Source organism: Aeromonas sobria, assembly GCF_000820145.1.
Lineage (GTDB): Bacteria > Pseudomonadota > Gammaproteobacteria > Enterobacterales > Aeromonadaceae > Aeromonas > Aeromonas sobria.
In genome coordinates, this window is the sequence record NZ_CDBW01000006.1 from 367,248 (window position 1) to 385,823 (window position 18,576).

Here is an 18,576-nt window from a genome sequence, read left to right on the forward strand (position 1 = left end):
ATTCGGTCACAGGTTCACGGGGGCGGTAACCCCCGTGGTACAGGATTCAACGGCGCGGGGTGCTCCGGCGCCAGAGGCGGGGCCACAGGGCCAGCAACAGCAGCAGGGGGGACGCCGTGCCGCCACCCCCTTCATCCTGCTCAAGAGGAATGATGCCTGTGTTGGGCAGGGCTTCATCCTTGTCGCAGCGGGCGCCGACTTGTTGGGCTACGCGCCAGTTGCGCAACTGACCGATGTCACCGGCGCTGGTGTCGTTGATCTCCAGCAGCCAGCGGCCAGCGAGCGGTTCACCGTGCAGCTTATCCAGCGATTCGAACGGTACCAGTTCACGGGGGAACTCCCCCTTGAGCCGGGTATGGCTGGCGTAGCCCTTGTTCCACAGACTGATCCGGGTGCCGTAAGGGGAGGTGAGCCAGATCTCCAACTGCTCCAGCTTGCTGTGTTCCAGATCGAGGGCGACCACGAATCCGCTGTCGATGCGGGCCTTGCTCTCGGGCAGGGTGAGAGTGAAGCGGGACAGGCCGTGCCGTTCATTGCTCAGCGCATCCTTGATCTGGCCACCCTGGCCGATGGCCCGCTGCCAGAGCGGTTCACCGATCGGCAGTTGCAGGTCAAGGCGGGTCTGGCGCTCGGTGGGGCTGGGCAGGGTGAGCTGGAACTGCAGCGGCAAGATGACTGCCTCGCCACAGGTCAGGTTGCTCGCCGCTTCCAGCGGCAGGGTCCAGCGGGCGGTGCCATCGGCGTTGAGCTCTCCCAGCCAGTGACCGTCACCCATGAGCCCCTTGGTCGGGAGCAGGCTGGCGTCGGCCACGGTCAGGGGGCGGCCGCTCTGGTTGGTCAATTCGATGGCGAGGCTCTTTTTCTCTCCGGGCAGCAGGTAGCTGTCATCGGCTAGGCGGGCCGCGATGGGCGTGGGCAGCAGGGCGTGGTGGCGGAAGGCCTGCTCCAGCAACTGGCCATAGCTGCGATCCGGATAGAGGCGGTTGGCGGTATCCACGGTGACGCGCGCCAGCTGGGGCATCCGCACCTGCGGGCCGAGGCCGAAGTGGGATTCAATCAGCAGGGTATCGAACTCGTCACGGGCTATATCACCATACTGTTCAACGGCCTGGCGCAGCGCGGTGAAGAGCGGGGTGCCCCACAGCTGGTCGCCGTTGCTGCCATTGATGGTGAGGTGAGCCGGATAGAGGAAGCCCGGATGATAGCGCGCCCGCAGATCATCGAGCTGACGCGGCGTCCGGCCGCTGATCCTGGCATCCCAGTTGAAGACCATGAAAGGCTCGAACTGGCGGGCCTCTGGACTGCGCTGGCGCCAGCTGGCGGCCAGATAGTCGCTAAAGCCCTCACCGATGGCGCCCCAGTCACCCTCGTCTCCCATGTCGGGCAGGATATGGTGCTGCACCGCATGGCCAAACTCGTGCCAGATCACCATGGGATCTTCGGCATCGGGCACGCCGACCCGGCCAATTTCCAACCGGCGCAGGAAGGGATCATAGAGGGAGTTGTCCTGCTCTCCGGCATCGGTATCGATGGCCAGGGGGCCGCCCATCAGCGCCGGGTAGCCAAGGGATTCCACATGGCGCTGGGCCAGATCCAGATGGTAGTAGCCATTGATATCGAGGAAGGCAGGCTGCTGGTGATCCAGCTGGAAGCCATCGGCATCAGAGCTGCTAAAGGGAACGGTTGCCGGCGCCGTGCCATCCACGACCCGGGCGCGAGGGCCGCTCAGCAGGTAGGTGTTATCCACCTTTTGTACCGTGAGCGGCACGGTGCGATAGGCCCCGTTGTCCAGCACCAGATCATGGCGCCACAGCAGGCTGCCATCTTGCAACTGGGTGCGGGGATCGAGGGCAAAGATGCGTGCCTGCACAGTGGCCGTTTCCCCTGCCAGCGGGGCCGCTTCGGCACGGGTGTTGGCCTCTTGCAGCGTGCGCCCCAGCAGGGCGCTACCATCGCAAGTGACAAACAGTTGCCAGTGGCTGCTTTTGTTGTTGCCCGGCTGGCTTTCCACCGCCAGCAGACGCCAGGCCGGGGTCAGGGTGTCACCATCCTGCCAGTACCAGGGCTGGGCTTCTTCACTGCCGGCGAATTGCCACACAGTGCCATCCAGCGTGGCGGTATAGGCATCCCCCCCGGCGCGGCTTGCTTCATCACATGGCGTCGCCTGTGCCTGCATCAGTCGGGTATTGTGATAGAGACGCCACGGGCGACCCTGCTCATCGAGACTGACGGCGGCCATCAGGCCGGCGATCGGTGTACCATTGAGCTGCTGGCGATAGTGCAGATAGTGGCCCAGCTTGCCTTGGCGCTGATAGGCCGGGGCATCACTCAGGGTGACACCGAGCTGCTGTTCGAGCCAGAGGCGGGTATCGGCGGGGGCGTTCTGTTCGACAAAACGCAGTTCGGCGGCCTCGGTGGCAAAGCCAGCCAGCCCCAGCAAGAGGGCGGGCAACAGGGGTTTCATAGTGGTACTCCCAATCAGCGGCAGGGTCATTGGTTGATCCCCGCCAGATGCAACAAGAAGGCAAATTCACGAGCCCGATCGCCACCACCGGCGCGGTGGCCCCCCTCCAGTTCGGTCAGCAGCAGGTAGGGGCCGGAGCCCGTGCTGTGCTCCCGCAGGCGGGCCAGCCACTTGACCGGCTCCCAGTAGGGCACCTGACTGTCGTGCAGGGCGGTGGTGACCAGCAGGGGTGGGTACGGTGCGCGGTGCAGGTTGTCGTAGGGGCTGATGCGGCGCATCGCCTGATACTCTGCGGGCTTGGCCGGATTGCCCCACTCCTGGTACTCCTGACGGGTCAAGGGGAGGGCGGGATCGCTCATGGTGCCGAGCATATCGACGAAGGGAACCTGCAACACGGCGCCGCTAAAGAGTGTCGGTTGCTGGTTGAGGGCCGCAGCGACCAGGGTGCCCCCCGCGCTGCCACCCATGGCAAACAGGGGTAGAGGGGGGACGTCGGGCGACCAGTGGCGCAGGGTGTTACCGGCAGCGATAAAGTCGCTGATGCCGTTCTGCTTGTGGATGCCCCGCCCGTCGCGGGTCCACTGCTCCCCCAGCATGCCGCCGCCGCGCACATGGGCGATGGCGTAGACAAAGCCCCGATCCAGCAGGCTCAGCAGCTCTTTCTGGTAGTAGGGGCGCATCGGCGTGCCATAGGCGCCATAGCCGTAGAGCAGCACGGCGCGGGGAGCCAGATCTTTGCGCCACACCAGCGAGACAGGCACCCGGGTGCCATCGGCAGAGGTGACCCAGCGCCGCTCGCTTTGATAGGGCAATGCCTTGTCGTCACCGGAGTGCTGGTCGTTGAACCACTGACCGTTATTCAAATCCAGCCAGCGCTGGCCTGGGGGCTGGCTCAAGCCCTGACTGCGCACCAGAATGCGGTCGCTGGCCGGGTCATGTTCTCCTTGCAGCCAGCCGGTTCCTGCGCCACTGGCCAGCGGCAGGCGCTGGCGTTCATGGCCGTTGCGATCGAGGAGGGCGAGCCAATCCTCCCCCTGCTGGCGAAACTGCACCACCAGATGGCGATCAAACAGCCGCCACTTCTCGGGATCGCCGAGATCCTCCCCTTTGGCGGGCCACAGGCGCTGCCACTCACCGAGCGGCGTGCTGGCTGAGTAGAGGGCAAACGCCCCCTCCCGGTTGCTCTTGATCACCCAGCCGGATTGGCTGTCCAGATAGTATTCCACCCCGCGCTGGCGGGGTTTGACCTGCAGTGGCTTGCCCGAGTCGAGCAGGTACTGCTCCGAGCTGTCGTGGTTGTTGCCCTGCAACACCAGATGCTGGCCATCCGTGGTGCGATAGAGGCTGAGCAGCCAGGCGGGATCCTGCTCCTCATAGAGGGTCTGCTCCTGGCCATCCTGCCAGCCGCGCAACTGCCAGGGGCGCAGGGTGTAGCGCTCGTTGGCGATGGTGTAGAGGGTGCGACCATCTTGTGACCAGGCGAGATCGGCGCTGCGCTGCGCCAAGCTGGCCAGCGCCTTGCCGCTCTGGATATCGAGCAGGGTGACCTGATAGTCGAGATCGCCCCGGCGATCTTCGGCGACGGCCAGCGTGCGGTTATCCGGGCTCAGGGCCCAGCCGCCCGCTTCGTAGTAGCCCTCACCCGCTCTGGCGGGGAGCCGTTGCTGCGCCTTGCCCCCGTGGCGTTGCCAGAGGGAGCCGTCCGGACGCAACTGCCATGCCTGATCGCCACGCACAAGCCAGTTGTCTGGCATCGGTTCCCCCGCCGGATGGCGGGCAAACTCGGCGCGCAGGGTGGCTTCCAGCGGCTGCTGCGCGGCGAGTTGCTGCTCGCTCCAGCGATTTTGCTGCTTGAGCAGGGCGAGAATGGCCGGGTTGCTGCGGCTCTCGTCCCGCAACCAAAAGTAGGGATCCTGGCGTACGGGACTGCCCGAAATCAGGTGTGGCTGGGACGGGATAGGCGGTGGCAGGGCCTCTTGCGCCCACGCCAACGGGGCGGCCAACAGGGCCGCCATGATTGCATGATGTTTCATCACATCCCCACGAAACGGTAGCTGAGGCTGGCTGACAGGTAGCGGCCGCTCTGGCTGTAGAGGGAGGTGTCGCTGCCAGCCGGAAGTCCGGCCACATCCTGATAGCGGACGTAGCGGGTATCGAGCAGGTTGCCGATGGTGGCATTGACCTTGAGCGCCTCGGTGATCTGCCAGTCGCCGGTGAGATCCAGACTGAACCAGCCTGCGCTGCTCTGGCAGGCGCCGCTGTAGCCAATTTGGGCACTGGCGCACTGGGGCACCTTGGTCATGGCGGCGGCATAGTTGCCACTGAGCTCAACCCCCAAGTTAAGCTGCTGCCAGCGCAAGGTGGTGTTGCCTTCCAGCGGTGTCTGGGTGCGCAGCGGCTCGCCGCGGTGATCCTTGCCATCCATCCAGGCCAGATTGGAGGAGAGCTCCCACTCGTCGCTCAGCCAGAGGCTGGCGGCCAGCTCGGCGCCCCAGGTTTCCGCTTTGGCGACGTTGCGATACTGACGCAGGAAGACACCGTCATCGAGGCGGAAACCGGTCTGGCGCCAGTCGATGAAGTTGTAGTAGCGGTTGTAGAAAACGGCCGGTTTGACGCTCCAGTTGTCACTTTGCCCATTCACTCCCCACTCCAGACTGTGGCTGGTCTCCTCCTTGAGGTTGGGGTTGGCAATGATCTCGAACGGCGGCATGGCAAAGTAGTGGGGAATGTTGCCGTAAACCTGATCGTAAGCGGGGGCGCGGAAGCCGTTGGCATAGCTGAGCCAGCTGCGCCATGTCTCGTTGAAGCGGTAACTGGCCGCCAGACTGGGGGAGATGTGATCGCTGTGGTTCTGTGCCAGATTGCTGTCCGGTGCGCGCAGGCGCTGGCGGTCAAAGCGCAGGGTTGGGGTAAACTGCCAGCGGCCCAAATCGATCACATCGCTCAGCCAGATACCATCGCGGCGGGTCTCGGCCTTGCTGAAGGGGGCTTTCTGTCCCTGGGTGGTGATGCCATCTTCCAGGGTCAGATTGCTGACCGGCCGCTCGTGGTTGGCCTGCTCCAGCTCCACACCGTAGCTGAAGGTGTGATCCAGCGAGCCGGTGCTCAGCTTGCTCTGCAGCTCCAGCTCGCTGCCAAGGCGCAGCTCCTCGAACGTGGAGAGGGTGCGCTGGCTGCGATATCTGGGATAGCCGCTCAGGGCATCGTTGCGCAGCAGCTGGCGCTGGTTGGCCTCGTTACGTGACTGGTTGCCAAACAGGCTCCAGTTGAGGGTATCGACCATGCCCAGATCGCTGGCTTCCCAGCCGAGTTTGCCGCCCTGGGTGCGCTGATCGCCATCTTCCTGAAAACCGACCACATCCCAGCTGCCATCGGGTTGGGGCACCGCTTTGGGGCCCATCTGGCGTTTGGCATGATCCTCGTAGTAGTCCAGCTCCAGCCGCAGGGCGTGATGGGCATTGAGGGGGAGGCGGCTGCTGGTGGAGGCACTCATGCCATCCAGATCTGCCGGAATGCGGTTCTCCTCAAAGTTGGCGGTTTCGTTGCCGCGCCAGCCGGAGAGGCGTAGCAGATGTTCGCTCTCCAGCGCCCGCACCGCGCCGGTCATGCTGAGCTTCTTCTTGTTGCTGTCGCCACCGTAGAGGGTCTTGGCCGCCAGATAGCTATCCTGCTGTTGCAGATAATCTTCCGGCTGCTTGGTATTCATCACCACGGTGCCGCCGATGGCATCGGAGCCATGCAGTGAGGATCCGGCCCCTTTGGCCACCTCAATCTGCTTGATGTCATCGAGATCGAAGTTGAAGCGACCCACCTTGTCATTGATGTTATCGGCGCCAAAGCCATCGCTGACGCGCACACCATCCTTGATCAGCAGGATGCGGTTGCCACCTATGCCGCGCACGCTGATGTTTTGCGGTCGCCCGGCAGAGCCGGTGACCGAGACACCGGGGATCTTGCGAAACACATGGGTCAGCTCGCTGGCGACCTGACGGTCCAGCTCTTCCTGGGTGATGACGGTGATGGAGCCGGAGACATCGGAGAGTTTCTGTTGTACCCGTTGCCCGGTAACAATGATGGTGTCGTCGCTGCGCGCCTTCTCCACAGGGGGAAGATCGGCCGCGCCAGCGGAGGCACACAGGAGTGCCGGCCATGCCTGAAGCAGTTTGTTCATAATGATAATTGTTTTTATTTAAGCCTGAGGGGCGGCATTATTGCAGAGGCCTGACCGCTTGACAATAAATGGCAATCATTATCATTAAGATCTTATGGCGTTGATATTAGTGAGTTATTTGTTTTTAAAAAGAGGCTCCCGCGCGAGGCGGGAGTGGGAGGGTCAGGGCTTGAGCAGTTGCAGCGACTCTTCTGCGGCCTTGCCTTGAGAGAGGGTGATATCGACCCGACGGTTTGCCTGGCGATGTTCGGCGGTGTCATTGGCAAAACGGGGCTGGGTGTCGGCAACACCCTGGGCAATGACCCGTTTGGCATCCAGCTTGGGATTGGTCAGCATGGTTTGCACGATGGAGGAGGCTCGCAGCACAGAGAGTTCCCAGTTGTTGCGATAAAGCTCCACCGGCGCCTGTGAGTCATCGGTATGGCCGGTCACCACCACCTGTCCCGGGATGTCGGCTAGGATGCCGGAGATCTTGTGGACCAGCGGCACGAACTGGGGTTGCAGGAACGCCGAATCGGATGGGAACAATGCCTTCTCACCGATGCGGATCACCAGCTGACTGCCAAGCTGCTCGACCTCGAGATCCTTGGATTCAATCTGTGCCTTGAGCTGTTGATCCAGCTTCTGCTTGGTTACTTGCACCCACTCCTGTTCTTTGGTCTTGTGGGGCCAAGCTTCGGTGGCACTCGGTTTTTCCGAGGCACCAATGGTTTCGTTGAAGGGATCAGACGCCGCCATGGGAGCGTCTTTCTCTAGCACCGTCTCTTTTTCCGAACTGCTGGGGCTCGTTTTTGATTCTGGTTCGAGAATACCTGTGCCACCCTGCATCACTGGCGAACCGGCAGGCGGGGAGATGAGGCCAATTTTGCCCAGTGACTCGATAAAGCCTTGGATAAGCACCCGAGTCTCGGACTGCTTGGCCATGGCAAAGGAGTAGAGCACCACAAACAGGGCGAACAGCAGGGTCATGAAGTCGGCATAGGAGACCAGCCAACGTTCGTGGTTTTCCGGTGCTTCAGCTTTTTTCTTTTTGGCCACCATGGCCTCCGATAAATGGTTCGAGGGATACTTGCAGCCGAGCCTGTGACTCGCCATCCACGATGCAGAGGATGCCGGTCAGGGTCATCTCCTTGTAGTGGCGGATCTCGTGGGCAAATCCTTTGTAACGGTTGCCGAACGGCAAAAAAATCAGGTTAGCGGCGGCAACCCCGTAGATGGTGGCGATAAAGGCCACCGCGATGGCGCCACCCAGTTTGTCCGGTGCATCCAGCAGACCCATGGCGTGGATCAGACCAAATACTGCACCGACTATACCCATGGTTGGGCAGTAGCCACCCATGGCTTCATAGAATTTGACCGTCTGTTCGAGATCCTCTTGTTCAAATTCGATCTCGTTTTCCAGCACCTCATGGATCTTGGTCTTCTCATAGCCATCGACCATCATCTGTACCCCTTTTTTCAAAAAGGGATCCTTGATCTCTTCGACCATGCCTTCGAGGGCCAGCATACCGCTGCGGCGGGCATTACCTGCCATGGTCTCCAGCAACTGTGCCTGCTCCTGCATGTCGAGCTTGAGGGGGGAGAGCAGCCATTTGAAACGCTTGACGGTTTTACCGACCACGGAGAAGGGGAACTGGGTCAGTGCCGCACCTACGGTACCGCCAATCACAATAAGAAAGGCGGGCAGATCGAGCAGCGCACTGGGATGGCCGCCCTCTATGATGTTTCCGCCAAGAATGCAGATCAGTGCAAAGACAAGGCCTATCAAGCTCATTTTTTCTACGTCCCTGAATATTGATAATGGCTAGTGTAGCTACTTAAGTATCAGTTTTTCAAAATGATATCCAATCGCCGAGGAATTAATGAGAGCTGGGCAGCGTTAGCAAAGGGCGGTGTGTGGCGGTAATGAGATTGCCTTGCAATTACCTTGTTGCACCGTGTCGTGACAGAAGGACAGACTTGCAGGGTTGGTCAATCACAAGAGCAAGATCTGGATGGGGGCGAGTGTCCGAAATCCGGAAAGCAAAAAACCCTGATGTTTCCATCAGGGCTTTTTGCAATGTGGCGGTGAGGGAGTGGATGATTCGCCACTGCGTGGCTCACCCCTTCGGGGCGGCCGTTGGCCGTTCATCGCAGCAAGCTGCTCTGCTCGAACCTGGCGCGGGTTCTCACCCTCCCTTGTCAGCATCGGTGTTTGCGTTTGCCGGAAAGCAAAAAACCGACCCTGAGGTCGGTTTTTTTAAATTTGGCGGTGAGGGAGACCGCCTGAATTAAGTTCAGCCAAAACCAGTCACATCCTACATATCCAATTACAATCAGTATCTTACAGACAAAACCGTCCAACATCGTCCGACTGTAAATGACTCTATCCCGTACTAAATGGCACAATGGATGGCATAGTCCATGGCATGCCACATTCTCAAGGAATCTTCCCTATGGCACTTCTTACCGATACCAAAGCACGTAATCTCAAGCCGGGTGACAAAGCAATTGCACATGGTGGCGTAATAGGCCTTGCTCTTCATCCGTCAACAGCGAAAGGTCGAGGCAACTGGGTGCTTCGCTATGTCAGCCCAGTGACCGGCAAACGCAGAAATGCGGGGCTTGGTTCTTACCCCGAGATATCCATAGCCGATGCCACCAAGCAAGGGCAGAAGATGCGAGAGCAACTCGCCAATGGCCTTGACCCACTAGAACTCAAACGAACAGAAGAGAGCAAACCCTCTATCCCAACTTTCGAGGCTGCGGCTCGGGAAGTTCACTCCAAACTGCTGCCTGGATGGAAAAACCCCAAACATGGCAAACAGTGGATCTCGACGCTCGAGCAGTATGCATTCCCCATGATTGGCCAGTACTCAATCTCTGCCATCACTCCTGCGCAGATCGCTGAGGTCTTAATGCCGATCTGGTTGGAGATCCCTGAAACTGCCAGCCGTGTGAAACAACGGCTGCATGCGGTCATGGCCTGGGCCTGGGCGCATGGTCACTGCCAAGCAAACCCGGTCGATGTGGTAAATCACTTACTCCCACTACAACCCAGTAAAGCCGTTCGTACCGAGCATCAACCAGCCATGCCCTGGCGTGATATTCCAACCTTTGTTCAGCAGCATCTCAGGACAACACAACAGTACGATGTAACTCGCTTAATGCTGAAGTTCTTGATCCTGACGGCTTGCCGTTCAGGTGAAGTCAGATCGATGAAATGGTCAGAAGTAGACCTGGAAGCAAGAGTCTGGACCTTGCCAGCGGAACGAATGAAGGCCAAACAAATGCATCGCGTCCCGTTATCTCTTCGAGCCGTCGAGATCCTGATGGGGTTGCAGGGGTTGCATGATGAATTGGTCTTCCCTTCTCCACGCGATCAAGTCCCCCTATCAGATATGGTGCTGACGACATTTTTGCGACGGGTAAAAGCGCCAAGCTCTACTCCTGGCCGTCTGGCAACGGCTCATGGTTTTCGTTCCAGCTTTCGCGACTGGTGCAGCGAGCAGGGCTATGCACGGGATCTCGCTGAACGAGCGTTAGCGCATACAGTACAAAACAAAGTGGAGGCTGCGTACCATCGCACCGACTTGCTGGATCAGCGACGTCCGATGATGGATGCATGGGCTGAGTTTGTGGTTGGCAATTTGCCAACTGAATAAGAATGAAGCGGCCCATCAGGGCCACTTCATTCTGTGTTCTTTTTTCTGCTGATCCTCGTATTGGTCGCAGCTGCCAACTTCTTGGCGATAGGGCCGAGCTGGTCGCGCTGATCTCCAACCTCATTGGCGTGGTGATCGGCGCACTCTTAAACGAGCGCAACAGCGTAATTTCGTTTTTCTTTGGCTCATCGAATCAGCAACAGTAAACGTAAGAAGGAAGGGCGTATATTTATTGCCTCGCTGCTATTATTCCGAACGCGGTGCTAATAGCAGTCTCTGAGACTACCACCACACACAAACCTACCATGGCCCAAGAAATAATTACTTCTATCAAATTTACTTTGCTGTTGCAGAAAAGCCTCTTGGCAGTTATTTTATCAGTTGGTGGTATATTGTTTTTAATTTTAAATATGTTCTGCGTTCCATTTAAAAAAATAGATGCAGCAGAAAAATATGCATAGATCGATAAACAAGCAAAGAAAGCAAGCCCTATAATTTTTGATATGCCATTGTCGACATAAATGTCAACAGGGACATGGATTGCAAATAGTGCCATGAACACAGCCGTGAGCGACGAGGATAGAAAAAGATGGGTCATATAGTCCCAAAACACCTTCATCCCTTCTGGTGATAAGAAAATAGATCTTGTCATGCGTATATCCATAATAGTAAAAAGAATTGATGTTTACTCAACTTTATCCAAGTGAAATGCCACAACCGATGCCCACTTTGCTTCCTCAGTTGCATTACCATGATACCGCCAATAACTAACAATAGACTCGGCAAAGTCGGCAGCCATGGCGTGATCTCCATCACGCCGACAGACTAGATACTGGGAAAGCCAATTTTGATATTGTTTTAGTTTCATTAGCCAACCTTATCTTGAGGATGCCGCATCAATTGGGAGTAATACTGTATCGATCACGGCGTCAATAGGTAGCGATGCAACTGTTAAAATAGGACATACTACTGACATATAACAAACAATTGCTGCCCCACCATTGTCACGGCTTGTTTGCATTGACAACACATATATATCTGCGCTCACTCCCTTATAAAGGTTGGGTGAGTCAGCGGTGATACCATTTCGTCCAAATAAAGTTCCACACCCAGAGATTAAAAATGGGACAATAATTAAGAGCATTAATCTTGACATGTTAAACTCACTTTTATTTTGGCGCCAATGTGTTGTTCTTTCACTGAAAGAACATGGTGCGGCTAATGAAAGTTGAAAAAAATATCTTGCTATGGCGTGACTTTCATCACGCCATCAACCTGATATTAGAAATGGTATATGATAAAGTAAGGTGCCATGGTGAAATGGCATTTTTCTAAAATCAAGCTATTTAACATGCTTATCTAAATCCAATGCTTTACTATTTATCCACATTTTAGTATCTTTTTTTCCTTGGTATAAAACATATGTCCAATTATTGTTTTTGCGATCCATCTTTTCATCTAATGGAATGACTTTATCTCCAGGTACTAGATATTTTTTAGTCTCACTTTCTGCATCCGCAGCATTATAAAGATACGCCTTTCCTTTAACATGTGAAGGTCTATAGCAGCGAATGTTGTCAGTAGAAACACCAAAATTATAGTCCTTGGTGTAGTAATTACAGAAAATGTTATCTCCAGCACTTGTCTGCTTGGATTCATTCAGAGGAACATCAAACAATACTAAGTCAGAAAATGTTTTTTTATCTGAATAATATTCACCTTGAGTTATCATGATGTCTCTGTAGTCTGATATCTGAACATTGTTCAAACTGACTAACTTTAACGCCGGTAGTTTCTGACCATCCTTGATAGAGATTATTTCATCAAAGCAAATAGCATATGATGAATGATACTCTCCCAGTTCATTCTTCTTAAATTCCATTGAGCATTGCTCAGTTGAGCTACCTAAGAAAGTATCTCTATATAAAGTAATTGAGTCCTGTGCGTTTTGGCGTAGGGAATATGAAAACGTAGTAGCCTTATTAGATATTTCACTATTCATGAGCTTGCCACTATTTGAGTAAAGGCCATCTTCCATGATTCTAAAGTTATCAGCAGCATTCGCCGCTGAACAAAATAAATAGACAATTAACCAATTGATTTTAAAAGACATGCTTCAAACTCCTCAGCATATACAGAAATAGTATCAGCTTCATTCATACTGTTTATTATTTGTCTGGCATTACGGTAGTTTTTAGAACCCTCTGAAATAAAGCCTGAAAGGCTATGCCCAGTAAACAATCCATCTTGCATACCTACTATCATTATAGAAAATGCGTTATCCCATGACAATGCAAGGTCGGGGGTGTTTTCTAAATCCAAGCCTAACGCACGTGAAAATTTTATGTAGTTACTTTTTCCTGTTATTTGTACGAAACCACGCCCCTTATATTTAACACCATCACCTTGCTGAACGTTACCAAGACCTCTTGCGATACCTTTGCGTCGGTCGTCTTTACCTAAAACAGGGTCATACATTGCCTCTGCGTACCGATCGCCACCAAGCTCCGCGATTGGGTTAAAAAGAACCCCAGTCAAATAATTGTATGATTCAATTTTTGTTGTCGCTAGCATGTAGGAAATATGTTGCAAGGTTAAAGGAGTGATATCTTCATACTGGGCGTTGAAATCATTAAGCAAGCGCACCAATCCTTGTTCTGACTGGGAATTCAGAGGTAGTTTTATGAAGCTATGTGAGCGAGAATCCCAGATTGAATGAATTTTTTTATATTCACTGATAAACAAAGGCACATTGATTTTAACGAACGATCTTCCAACCAACGTCATCATCCCAGCCGGATGAATAAACCAAGGTTGGGTATCACCCAATATCGCGCTAGCATCTTCCACCCACGCCATATTGCGATGTACCTGCATCGCATACTCATAGAGCTTCGGCTGCTCAGCCAACTCCTGTTTTAAGCGTGGCCACTCGCCTGGCTGTACCCATTCGCTTTTGTGCTTGATAAACAACATGCGCAACTTGCCCGCCAACTCCTCATCGGCCAGCGCGGCCTTGATGTCATTGCCGCTCAGGGTGCCATCGTTGTCACTGTCTGTCACCAGCTTGTCATAGAGGGTGCTGAAAAACTCACCTCCTTCTTTGCCTTCGGTATCTGCTTTGTCTAAAAATCCATCTGGGTCACTGCTGCCATCGACCAGTTTGACGCCCAGCTTGTGCCAGTCATGCTGACTGACTACTTCGACATCTCCGCCCTGCAAGACGAACTCACCAGCCAACTCCCCGTCCGCAGCAGTCCGCTCACGCACTTTCACAAAGTTGTTGGCGCCGTGAGTGACAATATCAGACTCTTTCACCGCCAACGGTAAGACCAGCGGCCCATAGACGGCCACATTGTGAAAACCATGCTGGCTATCGTTGGTGAGGCGATAGGTGGTCACCTCTTTTTTTACCAGCAGGTAGCCCTGGCCACTGGTGACCCGCGCCTTGTTATTGATGCAATCTTCAAGCGCCTGCTTGTCGCTCTTTGCCACAAACACCTCAAAGTGCACGGCTTTGCTGTCGGCGTCTTTCACAAAACCGCTGGCACCGGCAGTAGCCAGTTCATGTTCGCCCCAGTGACCGATGACCTCTCCGGCCTGTACCGCTATCGGGTTCTCGCTACGGTCTACGACTGATGCACCCTCTTTGAATTCGACAGGGATGCTCGGTTCGGCGGCCAGTCCGGCCCCCATCTTGCTTTTCGCCAACCAGCCAATGGCCCCTTTGCTGGCATTGGTCATCACCTGATTGGCGCTGTCTTTGACCGTACCGCTGCCTACCTTGAACACCTGCACTTTACGAAACTCGGTCGGGCCGCCATTGATGTTCACCATCTGTGGCTCACCGGATACCACCACCTCACTGCCAGCGGGTAGCCCCAAGCTCCCTGCCGTGGTGTTGGCCGATTGTCGCAGCCAGGTATTACTCGGGATGCCATGACGGGCCGGTTTGCCTTCCGGTGGGGTCATCCATTTCGGCTTTTGCGGATATTCCTGCTGCAATTGACTTTCTGCGATATAGAACAGGCTGTTCGGTTCATCGACGTAGTGCACCAGAAAATAATTGTGGGGCTCATCTCTGTGGTTGAGCAGGTTGCTCGGGGTTTGCTGGAGCAACTTCACCTCAGCCCCTGTTTTGGCATACACAGGGCTACTGCCCGACAGTCGGCGTGTCAGCTTGAGGTGGGCCACCGGTTCATAGGTGGAGACACCTGAGCCCTTGACGGTGACTCGCGCCGCCTCGGGACTGCTGTAGGTGTTCTCACACGCGATGTGCATGTAGAGGCTGTAGAACGTGAGACGATTCTTGTTCTGCTCTCCGGCTTCGTAGCGATGACGAACCAGACAAAACGAAGGGGAGGTATGTAGCTCAATACCGTCTCCTGGCTTTCCTGCTTCGGGGCTGCGGGTTGCCTTGGCCGGTTTGGTTGCCAACCGGTAGGCAACGATCTCCCCGTCAGCGATGGCGCGTACAGCGCCGCTCGGGTGCCAGCCTCCTTTCTCACTGAAATGGATGCCACCGTGCCAGATACGGTTGCGACCAATCGGGAAGGTGCCGCTCTTGAGGCTGTTGATCTTCTCGATAAACGCATCGAGAGAAGCGAATTCGCTGGGGGTGTTACCACCGGCCAGTTGCATGGGATAGACGATTTTCATCTTTGCTTTAATCCTGTGTTATCCATCAAGCGGAGGGCTGATAATCGTCATCAGGCGTCAGCTCTTTGAGCAGCGCCTCCATCGCCTTCTCGGTAGGAATGGCTTTGACCAGTTCAACCAGCTCTGGGGCCTTCACCACGTCAACGCCTTTGGGAATGACGGGCACTTGACCTGCCCAACCAGAGCCTGAGCCAGGGCTACCACCGGCATTGAGCTTGATGTCGGGGCCGACCAACTTGATGCCACTCGGGTCAACTTTCACAAAGCTGCTGCCGCCCTTGAGGGTGATCTCGCTACCAGCCTCCAGCACCATCTTGTCACCCACGTGGATATGTACCTCTTCACCCGCCTCAACCAACAGCGATTGGCCCAGCTTCTGGTGCATCGAGGTATCGACCGTCAGCGAATAGTCCGCCTTGATGTGGTCGCGTTTTTCACCTTCAACGGTCAGGTGGTCATTACCGAGGCTGGGTGGTGCGCCATCCTTTCCCGGCACTTTTCTGATGCGGGTCACCCGCTCGTTGTCGATGTCGGTGTGCTGGTCGTGCTTGATATGCCAGGCTGCATCATTCTCTATCAGCACGTTCAGGTCTTTCTGACCGTGGATGTAAATCTCTTCCTGACCCGCCTGGTCTTCGAAACGCAGCTCGTTGAAACCTTCACCTTTGTGGGTTTCGGTGCGCAGCACGGTGCGGCTCTTGTTGGCTGGCAGGTCGTAAGGTGGCCGGTTGGTGGCGTGATAGGTACGACCGGTCACGATGGGTTGGTCGGGGTCTCCTTCCAGGAAACTAACGATGACCTCGTGGCCGATACGCGGGATGGCCATCATGCCGTATTGACCACCGGCCCAACCCTGGCTAACCCGTACCCAGCAGGAGCTCTGGTCGTTGCTCGAGCCGTAGCGGTCCCAGGGGAATTGCAGTTTGACCCGGCCATGCTCGTCGCAGTAAATCTCTTCCCCTTCTGGGCCTACCACGATGGCGATTTGCGGGCCATCCACCATCGGCTTGTGGGGTGCTTCTGGGCTGCCGATGCGGGCCCGCCAGGTGGTGCTCGCTTTGACCACGCCAAATTCATTGTGGTAAACGGTCGGGCCACTGCCCCCTTCTTCTTCCAGTGCCTGTGGCTGCTCGCCGGTGTGGCGGATATGAACGATTTGCCAGTCGGTGTTGAGGCTACCGTTGGGGTGTTCAGTCAATGAAAAGCGCTGACCCGGCAGCAAAGCCGCGCTGTTGGACTTGCCACTGCCTGCCACAGCGTCATTGCGCAGGGCATCGAGCCGGTGCTGGGCAAAGGCCTTGCCGCTGCCGTCCTGCTTGTAGCGGCCCGGGTAGTCGAAGTGCTGGTAGGTATCTCGTTGATGGTCGAGCTCTGCGCCCATTTTCTTCTGGGAGAGGCCATAGGCCGGGGTCTTGAAGCTGTAGTCTTTGAGCTCCACATCCGAGGGTCGCACCGCCTCGCGGTAGTGGAACTGGCGGACATAAGGCCCTTGTTCCAGCGAGCGGTTGCCGAGGTTGAAGAACAGCTCGGGGCCTGCGGTCAGGGCCGCCGCATCGTCGGCAAAAACGATGCGATGTTTGCCTGCTTCGAACTCGTGGAAGTAGAAGAGCCCCTCTTCGGCAGCAAGGCGGTTCACAAAGTCGAGGTCGGTCTCGCGATACTGGACGCAGTATTCGCGCTGGGCGTGCTCATTCTTGAGCGCAAAGGCGTAATCGGTGATGCCGTGCTCTTGCAGCAGGATGCTGAGGATTTCGTCAGGCTTCTGCGCCTGAAAGATGCGGGAGTTCTGGCGCAATCCCAATCGCCACAGCGCAGGTTTGACTTCCAAGCTGTAACGGGTACGGCGAAAGCCGCTGTCCCCTTGCGCAAACTCGCTCACCACCCCACACACCCGGCGTTGCAGCTCGCCGTTGTACCACACCATCAACTCACAGGGCTGGTCCAGTACGGCGCCGAAATCGATATCGGGCTGGGCGCTGGCCACCTCCAGTTTGAGGCTAAACGGGCGGTTCAAGCCCTCATCCAGCTTGAAGCTCGCGACCGCAAAGGTGCTGTCAGCCAGTGCGCCGACCTTGACGGTGAATTGTAATCCTGTGCTCTGTGCCATGCCCTTATTCCTTATCCTGCTTGCCCACTACCCGAACCAATCACCACACCACCACAATCCACTGCCGTGCCTGTGACGGCGATAGGTTTGCCGTTCACCAATACCGAGCCCACTCCACCGGCAATGCTGCGTGGATGAGGAGGGTTATTCGGCTTGTCGTGCGGCGTCAGCGGGTCCCCCTGACGGGCCACTGGCTTGCCATCAAGGAACACGTCAGGACTGGCGGCAATCACCGAAGTCGGTGGAAAGCCATCGTGGTCGGTGCCAATGTCACCGAGCAGTGCAATGGAGGGACACATAACTCAAACCTCTTGTGTGCTTTGCCATCACTCCGCCCTCAACATCAGAACAGGGGAATGGCAAAACATAAAAGCTCCGGCAGCCAAAAGCTGACCGGAGAAACACGGGATAAATGGCCGGTGCACACCGGCCAGACAGTACAAGATTTACTACAAGGAATACCAAAGTAAGAAAGGGAGGCTTAGGCCTCGATAGGCGCACGCCAGTCGTCAGCACCAGAGGTACCGGCAACGGTGTGCTCCCAGTCAATCTTGCGGTACGCCAGAGAGACCTGGATAAGCTGGGTGAAGTCAGACTTCGCCGGGTCTTGGCAATGCGGCATCTGGCAGTCGATGTCAACGATGGTGGCATCGGTCAGCACGGTAGAGAAGAAGTGCTCCTGCTTGCCTTCAACGGAGGTGCGGTACCACTTCAGGGTCACTTTCGGCAGCATCTCGCCGGAGGCCAGGGAGTTGTACATCAGCGGCACGGCTTTGTTCAGCGCAACAGTGAACTTGAACGGCTTGTGGACACGCTGACCAGCAGGCTGGCCAGATTGTGGGTCAGTCGGTACGGTTACCTGGTGATTGAACTCTTGCACCAGCATCTCATCTTCGTGACCTTGTACGAAGATGTTGCCGACGGAATCGGAGGTGAAGGCACCGGCGGTGATGTTGCCCTGGGTTTTACCTTCGATGCTGATATAACATGGAGTTGGCATGGGTATGCTCCTAAATAGGTTGGTTAAACGAGATAGCACTCGTCCAACCTCTAGCAGCGACCATGCCAATCTTCCTACATTGTTATTTATCAACAACTTAACCAAGCAACGCGACTGCAGCAGCCCAGCGCTGAGCAATATTTTGCTCAAATTGATTGCATGCACTATAAAGGGTTGCTGGGTCAGTAGCTTTCACTGCAATTCGCGCAATATGTTGCGCCATTTAGCATCATTCACTGAGCTCGCAGGTATTTCCTACTTCTGCTGCACCGATATTCAGGCGTATCAATCCCTGCTTGAGAGCCCAAGAGATTGCCTGGCTCTTGCTGCTCGCCCCCAACTTCTCGGTTATGCGTTCCAGATGAAAGGTGGCTCTCCGAGGGGTAATACCCAAGATTTGAGCAATATCACTGACTTGCTTCCCCTCCGCTGACCACTGATAGACCTCTTACTCCCGCAAGCTCAAAGGAGTTGCGTTGTTTCTCAAATCGATGCACCCCGAATGGGGCCATGTGGCAACGTAGCGAACTG

At 56.0% G+C, this 18,576-nt stretch carries 16 protein-coding genes, 1 other RNA gene and 1 pseudogene; 2 read left to right on the forward strand and 16 right to left on the reverse strand.

Annotation, left to right across the window (positions count from 1 at the left end; genetic code table 11):
- Window positions 1–46 precede the first annotated feature (46 nt).
- From BN1135_RS04140 to BN1135_RS21320, 6 genes are all read right to left on the reverse strand, one after another.
- Window positions 47–2,494 (reverse strand): proprotein convertase P-domain-containing protein, encoded by a 2,448-nt coding sequence (locus tag BN1135_RS04140; RefSeq protein ID WP_082186717.1) that lies wholly within the window; start codon window positions 2,492–2,494, stop codon window positions 47–49.
- Window positions 2,491–4,497, reverse strand: a complete 2,007-nt coding sequence (locus tag BN1135_RS04145; protein WP_042019054.1) for a prolyl oligopeptidase family serine peptidase — start codon at window positions 4,495–4,497, stop codon at window positions 2,491–2,493. Before BN1135_RS04145 ends, BN1135_RS04140 begins: the two co-directional genes overlap by 4 nt.
- A complete protein-coding gene (locus tag BN1135_RS04150; RefSeq protein ID WP_042019055.1) occupies window positions 4,497–6,635 on the reverse strand; it encodes a TonB-dependent hemoglobin/transferrin/lactoferrin family receptor in 2,139 nt (712 codons plus the stop codon). The genes BN1135_RS04145 and BN1135_RS04150 overlap by 1 nt, the downstream gene beginning before the upstream one ends.
- A gap of 162 nt (window positions 6,636–6,797) precedes the next feature.
- The gene (locus tag BN1135_RS04155; protein WP_042019056.1) at window positions 6,798–7,676 is read right to left on the reverse strand and encodes a flagellar motor protein MotB; all 879 of its coding nucleotides are present in this window, start codon (window positions 7,674–7,676) and stop codon (window positions 6,798–6,800) included.
- Window positions 7,651–8,409: a flagellar motor protein gene (locus BN1135_RS04160; RefSeq protein ID WP_042019057.1), complete on the reverse strand. Its 759-nt coding sequence runs from the start codon at window positions 8,407–8,409 to the stop codon at window positions 7,651–7,653. Before BN1135_RS04160 ends, BN1135_RS04155 begins: the two co-directional genes overlap by 26 nt.
- 288 nt (window positions 8,410–8,697) lie before the next feature.
- A non-coding RNA gene (locus BN1135_RS21320) (RtT sRNA) lies at window positions 8,698–8,827 on the reverse strand.
- Window positions 8,828–9,070: 243 nt separating this feature from the next.
- On the opposite strand from BN1135_RS21320, the gene BN1135_RS04165 reads away from it, so the two are divergent.
- Together BN1135_RS04165 and BN1135_RS04170 are read left to right on the forward strand one after the other, a co-directional pair.
- Entirely contained in the window at window positions 9,071–10,279 is a 1,209-nt protein-coding gene (locus BN1135_RS04165; RefSeq protein ID WP_042019058.1) for a tyrosine-type recombinase/integrase, read from the forward strand.
- A gap of 2 nt (window positions 10,280–10,281) precedes the next feature.
- On the forward strand, window positions 10,282–10,485 hold the full coding sequence (locus tag BN1135_RS04170; RefSeq protein WP_042019059.1) for a hypothetical protein: 204 nt from the start codon (window positions 10,282–10,284) through the stop codon (window positions 10,483–10,485).
- Between the two features lie 23 nt (window positions 10,486–10,508).
- On the opposite strand, the gene BN1135_RS04175 is transcribed toward BN1135_RS04170, so the two are convergent.
- From BN1135_RS04175 to BN1135_RS21340, 10 genes and pseudogenes are all read right to left on the reverse strand, one after another.
- Entirely contained in the window at window positions 10,509–10,931 is a 423-nt protein-coding gene (locus BN1135_RS04175; RefSeq protein ID WP_042019061.1) for a hypothetical protein, read from the reverse strand.
- A 33-nt stretch (window positions 10,932–10,964) separates the two neighbouring features.
- Window positions 10,965–11,147, reverse strand: a complete 183-nt coding sequence (locus tag BN1135_RS21325) for a hypothetical protein (protein ID WP_082186718.1) — start codon at window positions 11,145–11,147, stop codon at window positions 10,965–10,967.
- 9 nt (window positions 11,148–11,156) lie between these two features.
- Window positions 11,157–11,435 carry a YceK/YidQ family lipoprotein gene (locus BN1135_RS21330; RefSeq protein WP_082186719.1) on the reverse strand — a complete coding sequence of 93 codons (279 nt, stop codon included), beginning with the start codon at window positions 11,433–11,435 and terminating at the stop codon, window positions 11,157–11,159.
- Between the two features lie 186 nt (window positions 11,436–11,621).
- Window positions 11,622–12,392, reverse strand: coding sequence for a hypothetical protein (locus tag BN1135_RS04180; RefSeq protein WP_139245135.1), 771 nt, complete (start codon window positions 12,390–12,392; stop codon window positions 11,622–11,624).
- Entirely contained in the window at window positions 12,368–14,938 is a 2,571-nt protein-coding gene (locus BN1135_RS04190; RefSeq protein ID WP_223290093.1) for a hypothetical protein, read from the reverse strand. Before BN1135_RS04190 ends, BN1135_RS04180 begins: the two co-directional genes overlap by 25 nt.
- Window positions 14,939–14,963: 25 nt before the next feature.
- Complete coding sequence (locus BN1135_RS04195) at window positions 14,964–17,045, reverse strand: type VI secretion system Vgr family protein (RefSeq protein ID WP_042019064.1); 2,082 nt, start codon at window positions 17,043–17,045, stop codon at window positions 14,964–14,966.
- An 11-nt stretch (window positions 17,046–17,056) separates the two neighbouring features.
- Window positions 17,057–17,344, reverse strand: a complete 288-nt coding sequence (locus BN1135_RS21335; protein WP_042019065.1) for a type VI secretion system PAAR protein — start codon at window positions 17,342–17,344, stop codon at window positions 17,057–17,059.
- 182 nt (window positions 17,345–17,526) lie between these two features.
- Complete coding sequence (hcp1, locus tag BN1135_RS04205; RefSeq protein WP_042019066.1) at window positions 17,527–18,045, reverse strand: type VI secretion system effector Hcp1; 519 nt, start codon at window positions 18,043–18,045, stop codon at window positions 17,527–17,529.
- Between the two features lie 97 nt (window positions 18,046–18,142).
- A complete protein-coding gene (locus tag BN1135_RS22550; RefSeq protein ID WP_263053670.1) occupies window positions 18,143–18,268 on the reverse strand; it encodes a hypothetical protein in 126 nt (41 codons plus the stop codon).
- A 6-nt stretch (window positions 18,269–18,274) separates the two neighbouring features.
- Window positions 18,275–18,481 (reverse strand): annotated as a pseudogene (locus BN1135_RS21340) (response regulator transcription factor); the annotation flags it as partial.
- Between the last annotated feature and the right edge of the window lie 95 nt (window positions 18,482–18,576).